The organism is Exiguobacterium sp. s102, from assembly GCF_018618635.1.
In the GTDB taxonomy this organism is placed as follows: Bacteria; Bacillota; Bacilli; order Exiguobacteriales; family Exiguobacteriaceae; genus Exiguobacterium_A; species Exiguobacterium_A oxidotolerans.
On sequence record NZ_JACSML010000002.1, the window covers coordinates 339,904 to 355,910 of the forward strand.

15 protein-coding genes are annotated in these 16,007 nt (G+C 47.5%); 12 read left to right on the forward strand and 3 right to left on the reverse strand.

Annotated elements, in window-relative coordinates; genetic code table 11:
* The 6 genes from KNQ02_RS06790 to KNQ02_RS06815 are packed head-to-tail and all read left to right on the forward strand — an operon-like array spanning position 1 to position 3,868.
* Positions 1–897, forward strand: a complete 897-nt coding sequence (locus KNQ02_RS06790) for a hypothetical protein (RefSeq protein ID WP_214805197.1) — start codon at positions 1–3, stop codon at positions 895–897.
* Entirely contained in the window at positions 894–1,304 is a 411-nt protein-coding gene (locus KNQ02_RS06795) for a DUF4430 domain-containing protein (protein ID WP_214765355.1), read from the forward strand. The genes KNQ02_RS06790 and KNQ02_RS06795 overlap by 4 nt, the downstream gene beginning before the upstream one ends.
* Entirely contained in the window at positions 1,282–1,983 is a 702-nt protein-coding gene (locus tag KNQ02_RS06800; RefSeq protein ID WP_214807669.1) for a hypothetical protein, read from the forward strand. The genes KNQ02_RS06795 and KNQ02_RS06800 overlap by 23 nt, the downstream gene beginning before the upstream one ends.
* Positions 1,937–2,902 (forward strand): ATP-binding cassette domain-containing protein, encoded by a 966-nt coding sequence (locus KNQ02_RS06805; protein ID WP_214771585.1) that lies wholly within the window; start codon positions 1,937–1,939, stop codon positions 2,900–2,902. The genes KNQ02_RS06800 and KNQ02_RS06805 overlap by 47 nt, the downstream gene beginning before the upstream one ends.
* Complete coding sequence (locus KNQ02_RS06810; RefSeq protein ID WP_214765349.1) at positions 2,893–3,465, forward strand: ECF transporter S component; 573 nt, start codon at positions 2,893–2,895, stop codon at positions 3,463–3,465. Before KNQ02_RS06805 ends, KNQ02_RS06810 begins: the two co-directional genes overlap by 10 nt.
* A 25-nt stretch (positions 3,466–3,490) precedes the next feature.
* Entirely contained in the window at positions 3,491–3,868 is a 378-nt protein-coding gene (locus KNQ02_RS06815) for a hypothetical protein (RefSeq protein ID WP_088836655.1), read from the forward strand.
* A 76-nt stretch (positions 3,869–3,944) separates the two neighbouring features.
* On the opposite strand, the gene KNQ02_RS06820 is transcribed toward KNQ02_RS06815, so the two are convergent.
* Positions 3,945–4,757, reverse strand: coding sequence for an SDR family NAD(P)-dependent oxidoreductase (locus tag KNQ02_RS06820; protein WP_088836656.1), 813 nt, complete (start codon positions 4,755–4,757; stop codon positions 3,945–3,947).
* Positions 4,758–4,901: 144 nt separating this feature from the next.
* Between KNQ02_RS06820 and KNQ02_RS06825 the strand changes: the two genes are divergently transcribed.
* Positions 4,902–6,362: an MDR family MFS transporter gene (locus KNQ02_RS06825; protein ID WP_088836657.1), complete on the forward strand. Its 1,461-nt coding sequence runs from the start codon at positions 4,902–4,904 to the stop codon at positions 6,360–6,362.
* Between the two features lie 54 nt (positions 6,363–6,416).
* Here KNQ02_RS06825 and KNQ02_RS06830 read toward each other — a convergent pair whose 3' ends face one another.
* On the reverse strand, positions 6,417–7,313 hold the full coding sequence (locus tag KNQ02_RS06830; RefSeq protein WP_088836658.1) for a DMT family transporter: 897 nt from the start codon (positions 7,311–7,313) through the stop codon (positions 6,417–6,419).
* A gap of 43 nt (positions 7,314–7,356) precedes the next feature.
* On the opposite strand from KNQ02_RS06830, the gene KNQ02_RS06835 reads away from it, so the two are divergent.
* From KNQ02_RS06835 to KNQ02_RS06855, 5 genes are all read left to right on the forward strand, one after another.
* Entirely contained in the window at positions 7,357–9,477 is a 2,121-nt protein-coding gene (locus tag KNQ02_RS06835) for a type IA DNA topoisomerase (RefSeq protein ID WP_214807672.1), read from the forward strand.
* Positions 9,477–9,902 (forward strand): hypothetical protein, encoded by a 426-nt coding sequence (locus KNQ02_RS06840; protein WP_214807675.1) that lies wholly within the window; start codon positions 9,477–9,479, stop codon positions 9,900–9,902. Before KNQ02_RS06835 ends, KNQ02_RS06840 begins: the two co-directional genes overlap by 1 nt.
* A 60-nt stretch (positions 9,903–9,962) precedes the next feature.
* Complete coding sequence (locus tag KNQ02_RS06845) at positions 9,963–10,448, forward strand: hypothetical protein (protein WP_214807678.1); 486 nt, start codon at positions 9,963–9,965, stop codon at positions 10,446–10,448.
* Positions 10,449–10,685: 237 nt separating this feature from the next.
* On the forward strand, positions 10,686–13,253 hold the full coding sequence (locus KNQ02_RS06850; RefSeq protein ID WP_214765333.1) for an ATP-binding protein: 2,568 nt from the start codon (positions 10,686–10,688) through the stop codon (positions 13,251–13,253).
* A gap of 199 nt (positions 13,254–13,452) precedes the next feature.
* A complete protein-coding gene (locus KNQ02_RS06855; protein WP_214807681.1) occupies positions 13,453–14,565 on the forward strand; it encodes an MFS transporter in 1,113 nt (370 codons plus the stop codon).
* Positions 14,566–14,767: 202 nt separating this feature from the next.
* On the opposite strand, the gene KNQ02_RS06860 is transcribed toward KNQ02_RS06855, so the two are convergent.
* Positions 14,768–15,946 (reverse strand): MFS transporter, encoded by a 1,179-nt coding sequence (locus tag KNQ02_RS06860; RefSeq protein WP_214765329.1) that lies wholly within the window; start codon positions 15,944–15,946, stop codon positions 14,768–14,770.
* Positions 15,947–16,007 lie beyond the last annotated feature (61 nt).

Here is a 16,007-nt window from a genome sequence, read left to right on the forward strand (position 1 = left end):
ATGGACGTATTGATTCGGTGGGCACTCTTTTTATTAGCAGCCGTCCTACTCGCATTCTTACTAGAAAAAAGGACGGAAAAAGAACGTTATCTCTACATGAAACTTGTCTTTTATGCCTGCTTAGGTTCCGTTTCATTTCCAGTCTATGATATTCAGTTACCACTTGGAATCATTCTATTTTTAATCGTGCTTCATCCGCAAAAAAACTCACGCTACAAACGGTATATGGCCTTGTTCGGATTTTTATTTTTTTTATTGCAATTATTCGCCGGTCCGTTTGATACGTTTACAGTCCGTGAAGAAACACAACAGATTGGGCGAGTGATGATTACGGATCAGTCGTTCAATCACTTGTTGAACCAAATTGAGAAGCGGGTCGGAGATGAGTCGTTACGGCTCGAGCAAAGCGAACTATTATTTGACCAGGGTGGCAATTTGCGGAATGCGACGTTCGAAGTCATTGCTAAAAGCCCGAAGCGGTTCGTCCGCTATGAAATTTCCTATCAAGAAATCACAGGCACAATCACGTATCGACCACGTGAAGAAGTGATGGAACGATCGCTCGAATCGTATTACCAGAAACTGATTGATGCGTCTCGTTCGTTTGATACGTTACGCCAGCTGTCGATTAAACAAATATTACATGAATCAAAGACACCGTATGTCGAGATGGATATGGATGGTCTTTATGAAACGTTTAGTCTACAAGATGCGACCGTGTTATTAATTGATGATCAAGGGGAGTTGATCCCTTATGTCAATACAGGAGAAGACGTCCTCGCGAACGCAATTCGCTTGACCTATTTGCGGGCGGACGGACAATCCCTTCGTGAGAAAAAGATTTTGTTGTACAATTACAGCTTTGAGACATCAAGGCGAAAGGGAGTCGTTCGATGAAACAGTGGATATTAGCGGGAAGTTTACTTATCTTAGCAGGGTGTTCTGAGGAAGCGGAGCCTAAGAGCTCGAAAACAGAGGCCTGCGACGTGAAGGTTGACGTCTCGGTCGTCAACCATGCAAAGGACAAGACGTTGTTTGAGGAAGCAATGTGTTTTGATCAAGAAGAGACGGCGCTGGATGCGCTCGAAGAAACGAAGTTAGATGTCGTCAAAACAGGAAAAGGTGAGATGGCTTATGTCACAGCCGTCGAGGGAGTTCGAGAAAAGTCAGCTGGAGCAAGCAGCGGCTGGGTATTCGGCGTCAATGAAAAACCGGGTGAGGTCGGAGCGGGAAGTTACGAACTTCAAGACGGAGATCGCCTTGAATGGCGATTTGAAAAAGATGCAATGGCTTATTTTCAGTAAGACAGAACGGGAGCGACTTCATCCATTGAATGTTGCTCTTTTTTTGATGGTGATGCTATCGGTCCCGTTCGTCTTGCAGGATCATATAGGAATGCTCGCGCTCGTCCATCTCATCTTTTTCATTACCATTCGTCAGTTCGAGGTCTTTCGTTATCTCATGTTACCGCTACTCTATACATTGATGATGATGGTTCCACTTCTCTATGGCGCATCGATTGATGTGATTGGGATTCTGGCGGTCAGCGTACAAATCACCTTATTTATCACGTCAAGTCAACTCGTGTTCACGCTTGTTCGTCTCGAACAGATGGGACCTTTGTTTCGGATGTTACCACGACTGACGCGACTAACCGGGCTCGTGCTTGCACTAATTCCGTCTTTGCTCCGGACATGGCCGGAAGTGAAGATGAGCCATCGGCATCATTCATTATCGGAGCAGTTAGAACGAATGGCGATGTATCATTTATTACCGATTGACGCCGTACCGAGCAGACTTCGAAAACTAACGCTGCGTGACATTCGGACGGGTGTGATTTTGCTTAGTGTCAGCAGTCTGTTGTTGACCTCGTATGCTTATGTTGGTGCAGTCGTATTGCCGATGATTTTACTCTGTTCGAAAGGAGCTTTTCTTGATGCCAACGATTATTTCAAACGACAGCAAAGCGACCGGACAGCTTGAGCGTCTCGCGGCCGAAGCGGGACAGCCCATCATCTATCCGGAACGACTGCTACATGGGCGAGTCCGTGATTTACTAGCGACAACAAGTCTGTTTGTCGCGGGAGAACTTACGACACTCCTCGGACTAGAACCGTTCTTTGAGCGAGAGGTAAGTGAGTTATCATCCGGAGAGCAGCAACTCGTTTCAGTTGGATATGCGCTCGCTTCGTTACCGCCAAGTCTTTTCTTAGACAATCCCTTCCTGTTTTTAGATCACGTGCGAAAACGGCGATTGGTCGATTTGCTGAGTGAGATGGAACGTCGTTTTACATGTCGTATCTATTATTCAGTCACTGATCAAGCGGATTTAGAACAGATTGTGTTCGAGCAAGCAACTCAAGGAGACCTCTATGATGAGATGTGGGCCGTCGAACATCGTTATCCGATGCAGACGCGCTATGCGTTAGACGTATCCCGCCTCAGTTTAGCGGCAGGGGAACGAGTGGTGCTCGTCGGTGCCAACGGGAGTGGGAAGTCGACGTTGCTACGGCTCTTACTCGGCGTCGAGCGTCCCTTGTATGGAAAAGTGAAACGACGCGGGCGAAAGAATTACTTGCCTGCGCATCCGGCCCTTGCGCCTCAAGTTGACAGTCGACCGGGCACGTTCGCTTCACAAAAACAGCGATTGTTTGAACGGCTTGACTGGAGCGACGATGCTTATTATTTTGACGAACCGACAGCAGGATTAACGGACGCACAACGGCAGCGATTCGTCGAAACACTCGTCGAACAATCAATGAAGTTAGTCGTGATGGCGACGCATGACGACTTTTTAATCCGTCACGCGACACGTGTCCTTTATCTCGTTCAAGGTGAAATTGCGTTTGATGGTCCGGCGGCTACTTTTTTAGAACAAAGTAGGTTATATGGATGGGACTGATTCTCCTCGCTTGTCTGTCCATTTTGATTCTGTTTATCCGTTTTGAGCGTCGACCGCTGTCAGAAGCGATGTTACGCTTCATCGCGCTCGTCACTGCGGCGGCGATTGTCGGACGGATTCTTTTTTCGAGTCTGCCGAACATTCAACCGGCCACGGCACTCGTTCTGTTACTTGCCGTCTACGTCAGTCCGGTCGTCGGTGCAGTCGCGGGTTTGTTGGTCGTCGTCCTGTCGAGTTTATTCTTAGGGAGCGGACCGTTCGTTTTATTTCAAGCGCTTGCTTACATGGCAATCAGTCTCGTCGGACTCGTACCGCTATTGAAATCGAAATGGCTGTTAGCCTGTTACGGGCTTCTCGCCGGATTTTTGTATGGCTGGATCAGCAACCTCGGCTTTTTAATTTTTACAGCATTTTCACGAGAAGCTTTTTTGACACTTGTCGTCACAGGCGGGGTATTTGATTTAGTACATGGAATCGGAAATGTTTGCTTTATTTTATTACTTCATCCGACTTTTTTACGGATTTTGCACTCAATCGACCGAAAGGCGGGTAAAGAACATTAACCTGATTCGATTGGAGTGAAAAAAGATGCTTAGTTCATCCGTGTCACTACCATATGTCGTCTTATTGTTACTTATGTCGAGTTGTTGTTTACTGTTTGGCAGTATTCTGTTGTTAAAACACACTGTTCGTGGACGCTATGCGGGCTTTTATTTACTGGCTGCAGCAATTTTTCCGGCAGCGATGCTCATCACGTCCGCTGAAGGGGCATTGATGTCACAACTTTACTTTGAAGCGGGTCTCTTTTTAGGATGTGTTGCGTGGTTACTCGTATTAGCGACGGGGTATATGCTCATGGTGACGAGTGCCGTCACGTTTCGTTATCTGTATCGCTATACTTCGTTACCGAAGACGCTCCGGACACAATTTGTGAATCGGTTTGAGCGAAAAAAACAAATACATTAAACCTTTAAAAAAAGTCTCCTCTATAAAACAAGTCCCGCTAGCTCGGCTAGCGGGACTTGTTTTAAGAAAGCGTCGATTAATTGGAGTACGCGAGATCTTCTTCCGTTGTGTCTTGATCTTGACGAGCAGGATCTTGGATGCGACCTGTTAATTCTGTCAAGAGACGGCGAGGTAAGAATTTAGCCAGTGAGACCATTGCCCGATTGCTCGCGCCTGGAACGATTACACGTTTCCCTTTAAGCGTACCGCGGTAACCTGCGAAGGCGACGAGGTGTGACGGCATGCTTTGGAAAGGCAAGGTGATGTTCGCCCGATTAAAGAAGTTTGTATCCGTCGGTCCCGGACAGAGGCATGAAACCGTAACACCTGAACCATCAAGTTCAGAAGCGAGTGCTTCAGAGAAGGACAGGACGTAGGCTTTTGTTGCGTAATAGACGCTCATGTATGGACCCGGCATGAAAGCAGCGACGGAAGCGACGTTCAAGATACGTCCGAAGCCACGATCGACCATACCTGGTAACAAACGTTTCGTCAGTTCCGTTAAAGCGACGACATTCACATGAATCGAGTCGATGTCTTCCGATGGATCGATTTCCGCGAAACGGCCGGATGTCGCAAAACCAGCGTTGTTGAATAACAAATCAACAGTCAATTCTTGTTCATCGAGGTACGTCAGAACACGTGAGACGCTGTCGGCCTGTGATAAATCTGCTGCGAACGTATAGGCTTTGATTTGATAACGTTTTTCAAGAACATTTTTAAGTTCCGTTAATTTTTTTTCGTTTCGGGCGATTAAGACACAATCAAACCCGTCGCGCGCTGCGAGCACGGCAAGATCAAGTCCGATTCCGCCAGAAGCCCCTGTAATTAAAGCTGTTTTTCGTAACATAACAAAATCCTCCATTCACATAATTGAATCATTTTCTAATTGTACCATTCCCTATTGTTCCCTTGAATCCTGCCGAGTAAGCATTTACTTTCGAAACAAGGGGCAGAACCGGTATGATAAGAAAGAGAAAGGAAGTGCGGAAGCATGAGAAAAAATGTCACGATTGCGCTGTTGTTAGCAACTTTTTTAGCGGCAATCGAAGGAACGATTGTCGCGACGGCAACACCCGTCATGGCAAGTGAATTAAATGGGGCGAAGCTCGTCAGTTGGATTTTTGCAGGATTTCTCTTATTTATGGCAGTATCGACGCCGATTTACGGGAAGATGGCTGATTTATACGGTCGGAAACGCGTCTTGTTATTTGGAATTGGCGTTTTTACACTCGCTTCGTTAGCGTGTGGGCTTGCGCAGTCGATGGAGACACTAATCATTTTCCGCGCGGTCCAAGGAATCGGAGCAGGAGCGGTTCTGCCGATTGCCATGACGATCATCGGCGATTTATATACATATGAAGAACGTGGAAAAATTCAGGGAATCTTGAGTGCCGTTTGGGGGATATCCGGCGTTGCTGGACCACTCCTCGGTGGATTTTTAGTCGAATCGTTATCCTGGCGGTATATTTTCCTGTTGAACGTTCCGTTTGCGCTTGTGTCGTTCATCATGATTGTCGTCTTCTACAAGGAAACCGTGAAGGAGACGTCGCGAAAAATCGATTATCGGGGAGCGCTCTTGTTTGCGGTCGGGATGAGTGCGTTACTATACGGTCTGTTATCAGGAAGTGAAGCGGAACAATTTTTACGTCCGACGGTCATCGGTAGTTTTTTGATCAGTGCGGTTTTATTATTCTTTTTCTATCAAGCCGAGAAAAAAGCGAGTGATCCACTCTTACCGCCGGCTGTTATCAAACATCCGGTCATTGCCGTGATCAATCTGGCAGTGTTCTTCTCCGCCTGGGTGCTTGTCTCGATGTCAGCCTATATCCCGATTTTCGCACAAGGCGTCCTCGGAAAAAGTCCGACTGAAGCCGGCTTTATGTTGATGCCGCTCTCGTTATTTTGGACGATTACGGCAATCATCGGTGGTCGATCGATTGGGACGGCGTCACCCCGTTATCGAACGATGACCGGAATGGGGCTACTCGTCGTCGGGATGCTGATTTTAGTCTTCATCTCACGTGAGACGAGTGATGTGTTCCTCTATCTTGCGGTTTCCTTGATTGGAATCGGGTTCGGTTTATCGCAACCGGTCTTCATCGTTGTCTTGCAAACATCAGTCGGTCGCTCGCTCCGTGGTTCAGCGACGGCCGTCAACTCCTTTTTGAGTACGACGGGACAAACGCTTGGTGTCGCCATCTTCGGGACGATTTTTAATCTATCAATCATTCAAGCGTTTAACGATTCGAAAATATTATCCGGTTATTCAATTGATCCGTTTTTCCAAGCGACGACGGCGAACCGGTATGGAGATGCCGTCCATACGGCGGCGGAACTGGCCTTAGCAGACGGGTTACGGCTCGTCTTCATCGGCGGTGTATTGTGTGCGCTCGTCGCGTTCGCGATGACGTTCCGCTTACCAAAAGTTCGTCCGGACGATAAACCAAACTAAAAAAACCGCTGAACGTCCGACTCGCAGGTGAGAGGAGGACATTCAGCGGTTTGCTTATTCAGTAACAGAAGTCGCCGTTTCACGTGCGACGAGTTGCGCCCGGATGTCTTTTTCATTCCGGCGTAAGAACAGACCGATGCCGACAAGGAGTAGCGCGGCACCCGTGATTTGAATCCAAGTCAGCGATTCCTGGAATAAGAAGTACCCGAAAATCATTCCCCAGACCGCTTCACCGAGAATCGTGATGCTGACGATGCTCGCACTGACACGGGACAGCGCCCAGTTGAACAAGTTATGCCCGAGCAACGTCGGGAAGATGGCGAGCAATACATAAATCAACCAATCCGTTTGAAACGCCGAGACGAGATCGACGGACTGAATCAGTGAGAACAGCAGCAAAACGACGGACGCGACGGCATAGACGGCAAAGGAATATGTATTCGTCGAGACACTTGTCCGGACGTGTTGCCCGAGCAACCAGTATCCGGCGACTAAAATCGTCGCGAGTAGGGCCAGCCCGTCACCAATCAAGGCACGTGTTCCGACGGCGATATCACCGTATGCGACCAGTCCGCCGCCAATCAGGGCGACGCCGACGAAAAACAACGCTTTTCGCGACGGGTGTTGCTTAAAGAAGACGGCGTTCCCGACTAAGACGAAGATGGGACTGGCGGTTACGAAGAGCGTTGAGCTGGCAACTGTCGTATAATCAAGAGAGAGAAACCATAACCAAAAGTGCCCGGCTAACAGGACGCCACTTAAAATCATGTGGCGGATCGTTGAGGAACTGAGGCTGAACAATTCTTTAACTTGAATGAGCGGCAGTAAAAGAAACGTCGAGAATAACATTCGGAAAAAAGCGACGGCCTCGATTGGCGTGTCTGCCCATTTCACGAAAATAGCCGATGTCGAAATAAAGAATAACGCCATGAACAAAGTAAAATACGGCATGAGTACCTCCACGTGTCTGTAGTTAGGAAATGAGGGTGTAACAATGCAATTGATCATTGCGGAAAAACCAAAACAGGCTGAAAAGCTCGCAGCGCCGTATCCATCGGTCAAGCGGGACGGATACATCGAAATCAAACCGTGTGAGCGTTTCCCGAATGGAGCGAAACTGGCTTACGCCGTCGGTCACCTTTGTGAATTACAGGAACCGGCCCATTATGATGCTAAATGGAAACGCTGGAACTATGACCATCTGCCAATCATTCCGGAACGGTTCGATTACCGGCTCGCTAAAGGGAAAAGCAAAGCGTTTCAAGTCATTAAAAAACTGTTGAACGAGCGGACGACGACTTCCATCATTATAGCATCTGATGCCGAGCGAGAGGGAGAGGCAATCGTCCGATTAATTCTTCGCCTGGCCAACAATGCAAAACCGATCGAGCGACTGTGGATTTCAAGTTTGACGCCGCAAGCCGTCGATCATGGATTTGCGAATCTACTGGACGGAAAAGCAACGGAAAATATTTTTCATGAGGCGATGAGCCGCGCTTGCGCCGATTGGCTGATCGGGATGAATGCATCGCGTGCCTATACGACGTTACTGAAGAAAAAAGGCATTGCCGATGTCTTTTCGCTTGGGCGTGTCCAGACACCGACACTTGCCTTGATCGTCGAACGTGAGAAACAAATCGAACAGTTCAAGCCGGAAACCTATTTTGAAGTCGAGGCTGACTTTTCGCTGTATAAAGGAAAATACATCGATCAAAAAAAACAGACGAAGCTGACCGACCGGGCACTCGCGGAAGCAATCAAGGCACGGACGAAGGGGGAAGGAATCGTTGCGTCCATCACGAAGACGGAACAAATCGAGAAACCGCCGTTCTGGTTCAGTTTATCGTTGTTGCAAACGGAAGCGAGCCGCCGCTTTGGACTTGGTGCAAAAGAAACACTTGATATCGCTCAAAAACTCTACATTCGCGGTTGGATCAGTTATCCCCGGACGGATTCATCGTTCGTCTCAAAGGAAGAAGCGGGTCAGTTCCCGACGATTTTGAATCGACTGTTGAAGCAACCGGAATACGGTGGACTGAAGGAAATTTTGACGAAAGATCCCACACACGATAAACGGTATGTCAATTCTGCGAAAGTCAGTGATCACTATGCAATCATTCCGACAGAAGAAGCGGGAGCGGTCGCGAAATTATCGGGGCGTGATGCACAAGTGTACGATTTAATCGTCCGGCGGTTTTTAGCAGCTTTTGCACCCCCCGCGCGCGCTGAAAAAACAGACATCATCACGACAAGGGAGCAAGATCGTTTCCTGACGAAAGGCAGCCGGACGATTGCACGTGGCTTCAAAGAAGTCTTACAAATTGAGGCGAAGGAAGTCGAACTGCCGACAGTTGAAAACGGACAACACGTTCCGATCAAAGGGGCGAAGGTACTTGAAAAACAAACGGAGCCACCGAAACGCTATACGGAAGGAACATTAATCCTCGGCATGAAGACAGCGGGGAAAGTCCTTGAAAATGAATTACAGGCGATCATGAAAGAAATCGAGGGACTTGGTACGGAGGCGACGCGTGCCGGAATCATCGACGGATTAAAGCGACGCGATTACATCCAGCTGAAGAAAAAAGAGATCCATCCGACAGCAAAAGGTCGGATTTTAATCGAGGCGGTCAGCGGGAGCATCTTGGCATCACCTGAGATGACGGCAAAGTGGGAAAGTCGGCTTGACCAAATCGGTAAAGGGGAAGCATCCGCTGCCCAGTTCGTCGAACAAGCGAAAAAACTGTCGCAACACCTCGTCGATGATGCGAAGTCGCGTGTCGAGCAACTGCACGTCGATCCGTCGCAAGTTAAATCAAAAACGCGTCACGCCGCCGCAACGAACCGCCCGGTCGGACCATGTCCGCTCTGTCAGGCGGAAGTGCTTGATCGTGGGAAGTTTTATGGCTGCAGCGGGTATCAAAAAACGAACTGCGGTTTTACATTACCGAAAACAATCCTCGGAGCGCGCGTGACACAGGCGGAAGTCAAAAAAATCTTAACGACTCAAAAAACAAAACCGCTCGAGATGAAGAAAAATGGCCGGACATTCAAGGCGATGTTGTATCTAGAGCGCGATCAATTAAAATTCGAGTTTATGAAAGGAGAGTCATGATGCATTACGATTTAATGGAGAACAGGGCGTTCATTCCGATATTCGAACGGTTTTTGAAGGAAGGAACAAAATTGACGGTTTGGTTTCCCGATGAAGTGACGATCGGACAAGCCGATGATTTGATTTTTGAAGCGGAAGAACTATTCGGTGTAGTGGCTGAAGTCATCGATGACCCCCAATCATTTGGCAAAGCACTGTTGTTGCCATATTTGAAAGAACAGCAAACGCGGAAAGACGGATTTGTTCAGTATGAGACGAGGATGACAGAAGAAGTCAAAGCGGTCTTACGGGAACTGACCTTACCGATGATGACAGAAGGCGATTTTTCCGTTTTGTATTCCTATCAGATTGATGGACCGGCCGGGTCATTGTTTGTCGAAGACTGGTTTAATGCGGAAGTTTTACTTGGAGATGGAAAGAACTAGAAACCTTTTGTGCGTCGTTTGCGTATGAACAGATATCAAACGAAATAGGGGGAAATCTTCATGTCAGGTAGTATTTCGGGTCCGTTCCTGTCGCTGCTGAAAGCGGGAGGAACGATGGCTTACGTGGAAGGAGAAAGTTTCTTTTCAGACATGCCGGTCTTCATGGTCATCTTTTTTATCGTAATCTTGTCTTTTATGGCTTTTGCCTTGATCAGCGCCGTCACGAAAGGCGTCTCGACAAGCAGTTTGACGAATCATTTGCGCCATCACGCTTCTGAGCTCGTTACACCGACGAAAGAAGGGGCACAAGCCTACGTCGCCTATCTCCGCTCCTTGTCGACGTTTCCGGTCGAGAAAACAAATTTAGAACCGGTCCGGTTGGTGAAAGGAATCTCAACGTTGATCAGCACGACAGATCAAATCACCGAGATGACGAAACAAGACATCACGGCACAGTATGCAAGGCTTGGTCTGTTCGACGGCGAAATCTTGGCAGATGAAGCACCTATCCATCATCATTCGACACATCATTCGCATCATGCATGAACAAGAATGTCCGGTCACGAGTATGTGGCGGGGCATTTTTTCTGACGAAAAAGGAGTGAATCCGAACCTTTTTGTCATGTTTTTGTAACATACAACTATTTTTATTAAAATTAGATGAAAAGTAAAAAAAAATGAGCATATTTAATGGAAAAGTATAAAAAACCTTTACAATAGAAAGGACAGGTATCTCCTATACGTATTATTCAACTAGAGGAGAAGGGGGAGGATCGATCGTTTATGAGAACATGGCTTAATCGAACAATCGGACGCCAAATCATGTCCGCTTTCTATATTATTTTAGCAATGTTATTGCTGACATCAGCAGGTGTATATTTCTATACGAAACAGCAGGTGCAAGAAGCTAAACAAGAACTAGCGACGTTAAACGAACACCGGACCAATGCGACGAATTTATATGAATCGTGGCAAAGTCTTCAATATGAGATGCGGGGATTCGTCTTACTTGGAGACGATGAAATGTTAGAGGAAATTAAAACGAAACAACAAAATATCGATCAACAAACGACGTGGTTCGAAAAAAATGCGGCATTTACAGAAGAAGAGCAATACGCGAATGATGCACGGGAGCTGTATGACGCCTACACGACGCGCGTCATGCCGAGCCTGATTAATTATGTTGATGCTAAAAAAGACGGTGAAGTCGAAGAACCGTTCTTACAAATGGCGACGCTCGGTAAAGTCACGCAAACACCGAACCTGGATGAGGATCGGAAATTTAACATCGATACGAAAAGTGCTGCGGACATGAGTTCGAGTATCGTTGACATGGAGACCGTCTTTACGGATTATCGTAATTCATTAAATGAGAAGGAACTCGCTGCCCAAAATCGACTAGGGACACAAGTTAACTCATCTCAAGTTCTCGGCTTAATTAACTTAGCGGTTCTTTTATTCATCATCGTGTTATTCGTTCGACCATTTGTCGCGAAAATTACACGTCAATTGCGTCAATTGAACCGAGAGAGCAGTCGATTAGCAAAAGGTGAAGATGCTTCACCCATTGAGGTCTTAAATGCAAAAGACGAGATTGGCGAGTTGACGACGACATTTAATTTAATGGCTGCGTCGATTTCAAATCAAAAATCGCAACTCGTCTCAAGTAACGATGAATTACAAAGTCAACAAGAAGAGTTAGTTGCCCAACAAGAGGAGCTTCAAACACAACAAGAAGAACTCGAAGAAGCGCTTGATGTGACGTTACGCAATGAGACGCATCTGCGGTACCGGAATGAATTGACAGAAACGCTCGCTTCACGCGAGACGTTAACAGCTTATCCTGCCATCATCGAAAAATTAATCTCGATTACAGATGCCGAGTTCGGAGCGATTGTTTTTCTTGACGAGGACGAGTATACGGATATCGTCTCTTACGGCATGACGGTCGATCAAGAACGGAAACTTTTGACGTCATCACTTTCTCTACTTGAGCGAGCGCGCATGCATAAAAAAGCCGTACGTTCAACGAAACAAGTGACGAGTGATCATCCGTTGCCGTACCCTTATAGCATGTATGAAACGGTCGTACCCGTCATGGACCCATCGACGAACATGATGATTGCAAGCATCTATCTTGTCCGTTACCGTGATCAATTCAATGAAGACCAAACGGCTGAAATTTGGTCGTTCTCTCGTCAGCTCGCCTTGTCCTTACTACGGATGCGTGTGTTCGATGAAATTGAGCGGGAACGTGAAAAAACATCGAAACTGCTACACTCGATTCGTGAGGCAGTCATGTATATCGAAGAAGACCGGATTTTTGCCAATCGTCCATTGCTTGCGTTGTTCCATCATCCAGCGCACGATCAGTTCAATGACGAGGGTTTGATGACGCTCGATGTCAAAATTGAAGAATTGGCGGTTCAAGTCGATCAACACGAGGCATTCCTTGAATACATGAATCAAGTCTGCAGTCATCAAGTACCGACGGAAAGTCTTTCGCTATCACTTAATAAAGAGGAGCGTTTCGTCACGCTCTATGCAGAAGGAATTCATTACGGTGGACGTTTCCGTGGGACGATGCTCGTCTTGCGTGACGTCACGGTCGAAACAGAAGTCGACCGGATGAAGTCGGAATTCGTCTCGACGGTGTCGCATGAGTTGCGGACACCACTCGCTTCGATTTTTGGCTACACGGAACTGATGTTAGCAAAAGAGTTGACACCTAACCGCCAACAACGCTATCTCGAAACGATTCATGCCGAGACTGAGCGATTGACGGGACTCGTCAATGACTTCCTCGACGTACAACGGATGGAATCCAGTCAGCAACACTATCATTTTAAAGAGCTTGACGTCGTAGCGATGATTCGTGAAATCGCTGAGTTCCAAGTCGGTTCGTCTCAAACTCATACTGTCTTGCTCGAGACGGATGACGCAGCAGTCGAAATGATTCAAGCCGATGAACAAAAAATGCGACAACTGTTCGGTAATTTAATCAACAACGCCATCAAGTATTCACCGGATGGCGGCGCGATTACGATTGGAATCGAACCTGCCGATGACTTATTGCGGATTCGGATTCAAGATGAAGGAATCGGTATCCCCCGTCACGCCTTGCCAGAGTTATTCAGCAAGTTTTACCGGGTCGATAATTCCGATAGCCGAAAAATTGGTGGAACAGGACTTGGACTTGCAATCTGTCAAGAAATCGTTCGTGCCCATGAAGGCATGATTCACGTCGATTCGACAGAAGGCGCCGGCTCAAGCTTTACAGTCGAATTGCCCATCATTCAAGAAAATCCGACAGCACTCTCACCAACACTGGAAATAACTGATTTTGAATGAAGGAAACCCTCTGCGTCTATACGGCGTAGGGGGTTTGTCTATCTACGATATAATCACGGACATGGGATTAACTTGCTTGAAATCGGGAAATGGAAACTAACGGTTTTTTTAAAAAAATAAGAGAGGATGTTGACTGATGCGTACAATCCGCCCTCCTTGTTAAACGGCGATTCAAGCGAACGTCCGTAAATTATATATGATGCGTTTTGCAACAGCTTTCGTACCTGCTTATGTGATTGAGCGGTTGTTTTGGGAAGCGCGTGGAATGAGTGTTCTCGATGTGATTTACGCAGAAATTGTCTTCGCTTTGACTCAATTGTCGCTTGAGTTGCCGTTCGGACGAGCCACCGATCGCTTCGGGCGAAAGTGGTTTCTCGTCTTCGGGATGATGGTAGAATGTCTATCCTTCGCAATGCTATTGAACGCGTATACGTTGACTGCTTTTTTAGGTGCGATGGTACTCGCAGGGGTCGGGGCTGCTGCGATCAGCGGGACAGAAGAAGCCTTCTTATTTGAGACGCTTGAACAAGTCGGTCGAGTCGAGCGATTCGAACGGACAGTTGGTCGACTGAATGCAGTCAGCCTCATGACAGCGGGACTTGCTGCCCTCATCGGCAGTTGGTTGACGCATTATACGATGTTTGAATTTCATTACAAGATTTCGCTCATCAGTTTAATGAGTGCGACACTGGTTAGCCTGACGTTACGTGAAACGCGACTCGTGGTTGAAGAATCGACAGCCCGTCCACTTCGTCTCGTTTGGCGAGAACTGATAACACGCCCCATGTTGATCCGGATTTTTCTGTTTAGTGTCCTATTCGGGACGACGATTAATTTCATCGAAGAATTTTGGCAATTGTCAATGCGTGATCGTGGCATTCCCGTGATTGGATTTGGTCTCGTGTTCATTTTAATTATGGTAGCGCAAGGCGTTGGCAACCTGTTGCCCGCATTGACGAAGGGTTCGTTGACGGTAAACTTGAACGGGATGTTAATCGTCTTTTTCGTAAGTGTCATTAGTTTTTCTTTGACGGGAATGGCAAGCATCCTCTTCCTGTTCATGGTGTTTCTGTTATACGGTCAGTCGGAGCCGATGACGAGTAGTCTCTTGCAAACTTATGCGTCAGCAAAAGAGCGGGCAACAATCGTTTCCATTGCTTCCTGGCTAGAGAGCGTGCTGATCATCATCGTCGGTCTCGGGTTCGGATTCATCAGTAAGCGGGCGAGTTTGGACATAGCGTATGTGTATCTGTGTCTCGTGTCGTTCGTCCTTTGGTTATACGTTGCGCGGTTAAGCAAACGATGGGAATGACGCCATCGTCGATTTGACGGCTACATGGGAAGGCCTGCTTAAAACATGATGTTCGTCGTCATGGAAGATATCGAAAACGCCGCTGATTCCGTATGAAAAACGGAATCAGCGGCGTTTCATTGTGTGCAGAAAAACGTTTGGGAAAAACCAAGGAATCTCCAACACATCCCTTCAGCTCCACTTCTGTATAACGAACCGTTGCTTAAGAAATCTGTTGCGTCCGTTCGGTTGCTACTTGCTTGCGTAATTGCCGGGCCGGACGAATCATTAACAACGCGATTATACTCGCGATGAGATAGACGACTTCGATACTCAGCCAATCGGCGAGAAGACCGAACAGGAGACTCCCGAGACAAAAGCTGATTGTATAGACGGTCTGTTGAACACTGTAAACGTAAGGTAACCGTGCGATCGGGGTATCTGCTTGAAGCCGTGTATTTAATTCTATCGCCCGGAGTTGACTGGCGTAGCCCTGGACGACGCAAGCAATCAAGGCGACTACAACATGCGGAGCGAGACCAAACAGAAGCGTCGCGGCAATCGAGAGCAACACACTGAACTGTAGCAGTGAACGTTGCTTTCGGCGTCGGAGCATCTGGTAACTCCCGACAATCATGCTGAGAAGATAAAATGCATTCAAGATGCCCCACCAACTGTCCGATACATGCAGGTGCGTAGCGATGTAGACGAGGAATAACGCAGAAATCCAGGCGGTACTCGCGAAAGCATCGATGCCAAGCAATGCCGTATTCAAACGGGCCGGTATGTTAGTCCGGGTATACTGCAAACTTGAACGAAACGTCGGTTCCTCGTCCGCTTCTTCCACAGACCCTTGAAGGGAGCGCACTTGATAACGAAATAACGCCGTTCCGATACTTGCAACAAGAAAAAGCAGCAATGAGACGAATAAGACGGACTGGGGCGACCCTGTACTGACTAAAATCGCGCCGAGCGGCCACATGATCAGTTGGACGACTTGATTCGTTCCTTGGACGATGCTGTTTGCTTTTTGGAAATCGGTCGTGATTTGCGGAATAAAGGCACTTTCAATCGGTCGGGCAAAGCCGTCGAGAAAGGCAATCCAAACCACGAGAAGGAGCAACGCCACGAGTGGTAAATCAAGCAGGACGATCAAGACGAGCGAGAGGGTCTTCATGAGCTGGCTGAGCAACAAAAGCGTTGCATGGGGCATCTGCTTCGCAAGGCGGGCGAAAAAGAAGCCGCTGACCGTCATGCCTGCCGTTACGGCAATCGGAAAGAGCGCAGCTGTGCTCGCCTGTCCTGTTTGTTGATACAAGGTAGCGATGAGGGCGACGATGTAGAGCGCGTCCCCCGCATTCGCCATCCACTGGCTGACCAGTAAAGTCGTAAAACGGTTCATCTAAAAAACCTCCACATCAATCATATTTAGTTAGTGGTTAGGAGTTTAGATGAATTTACAT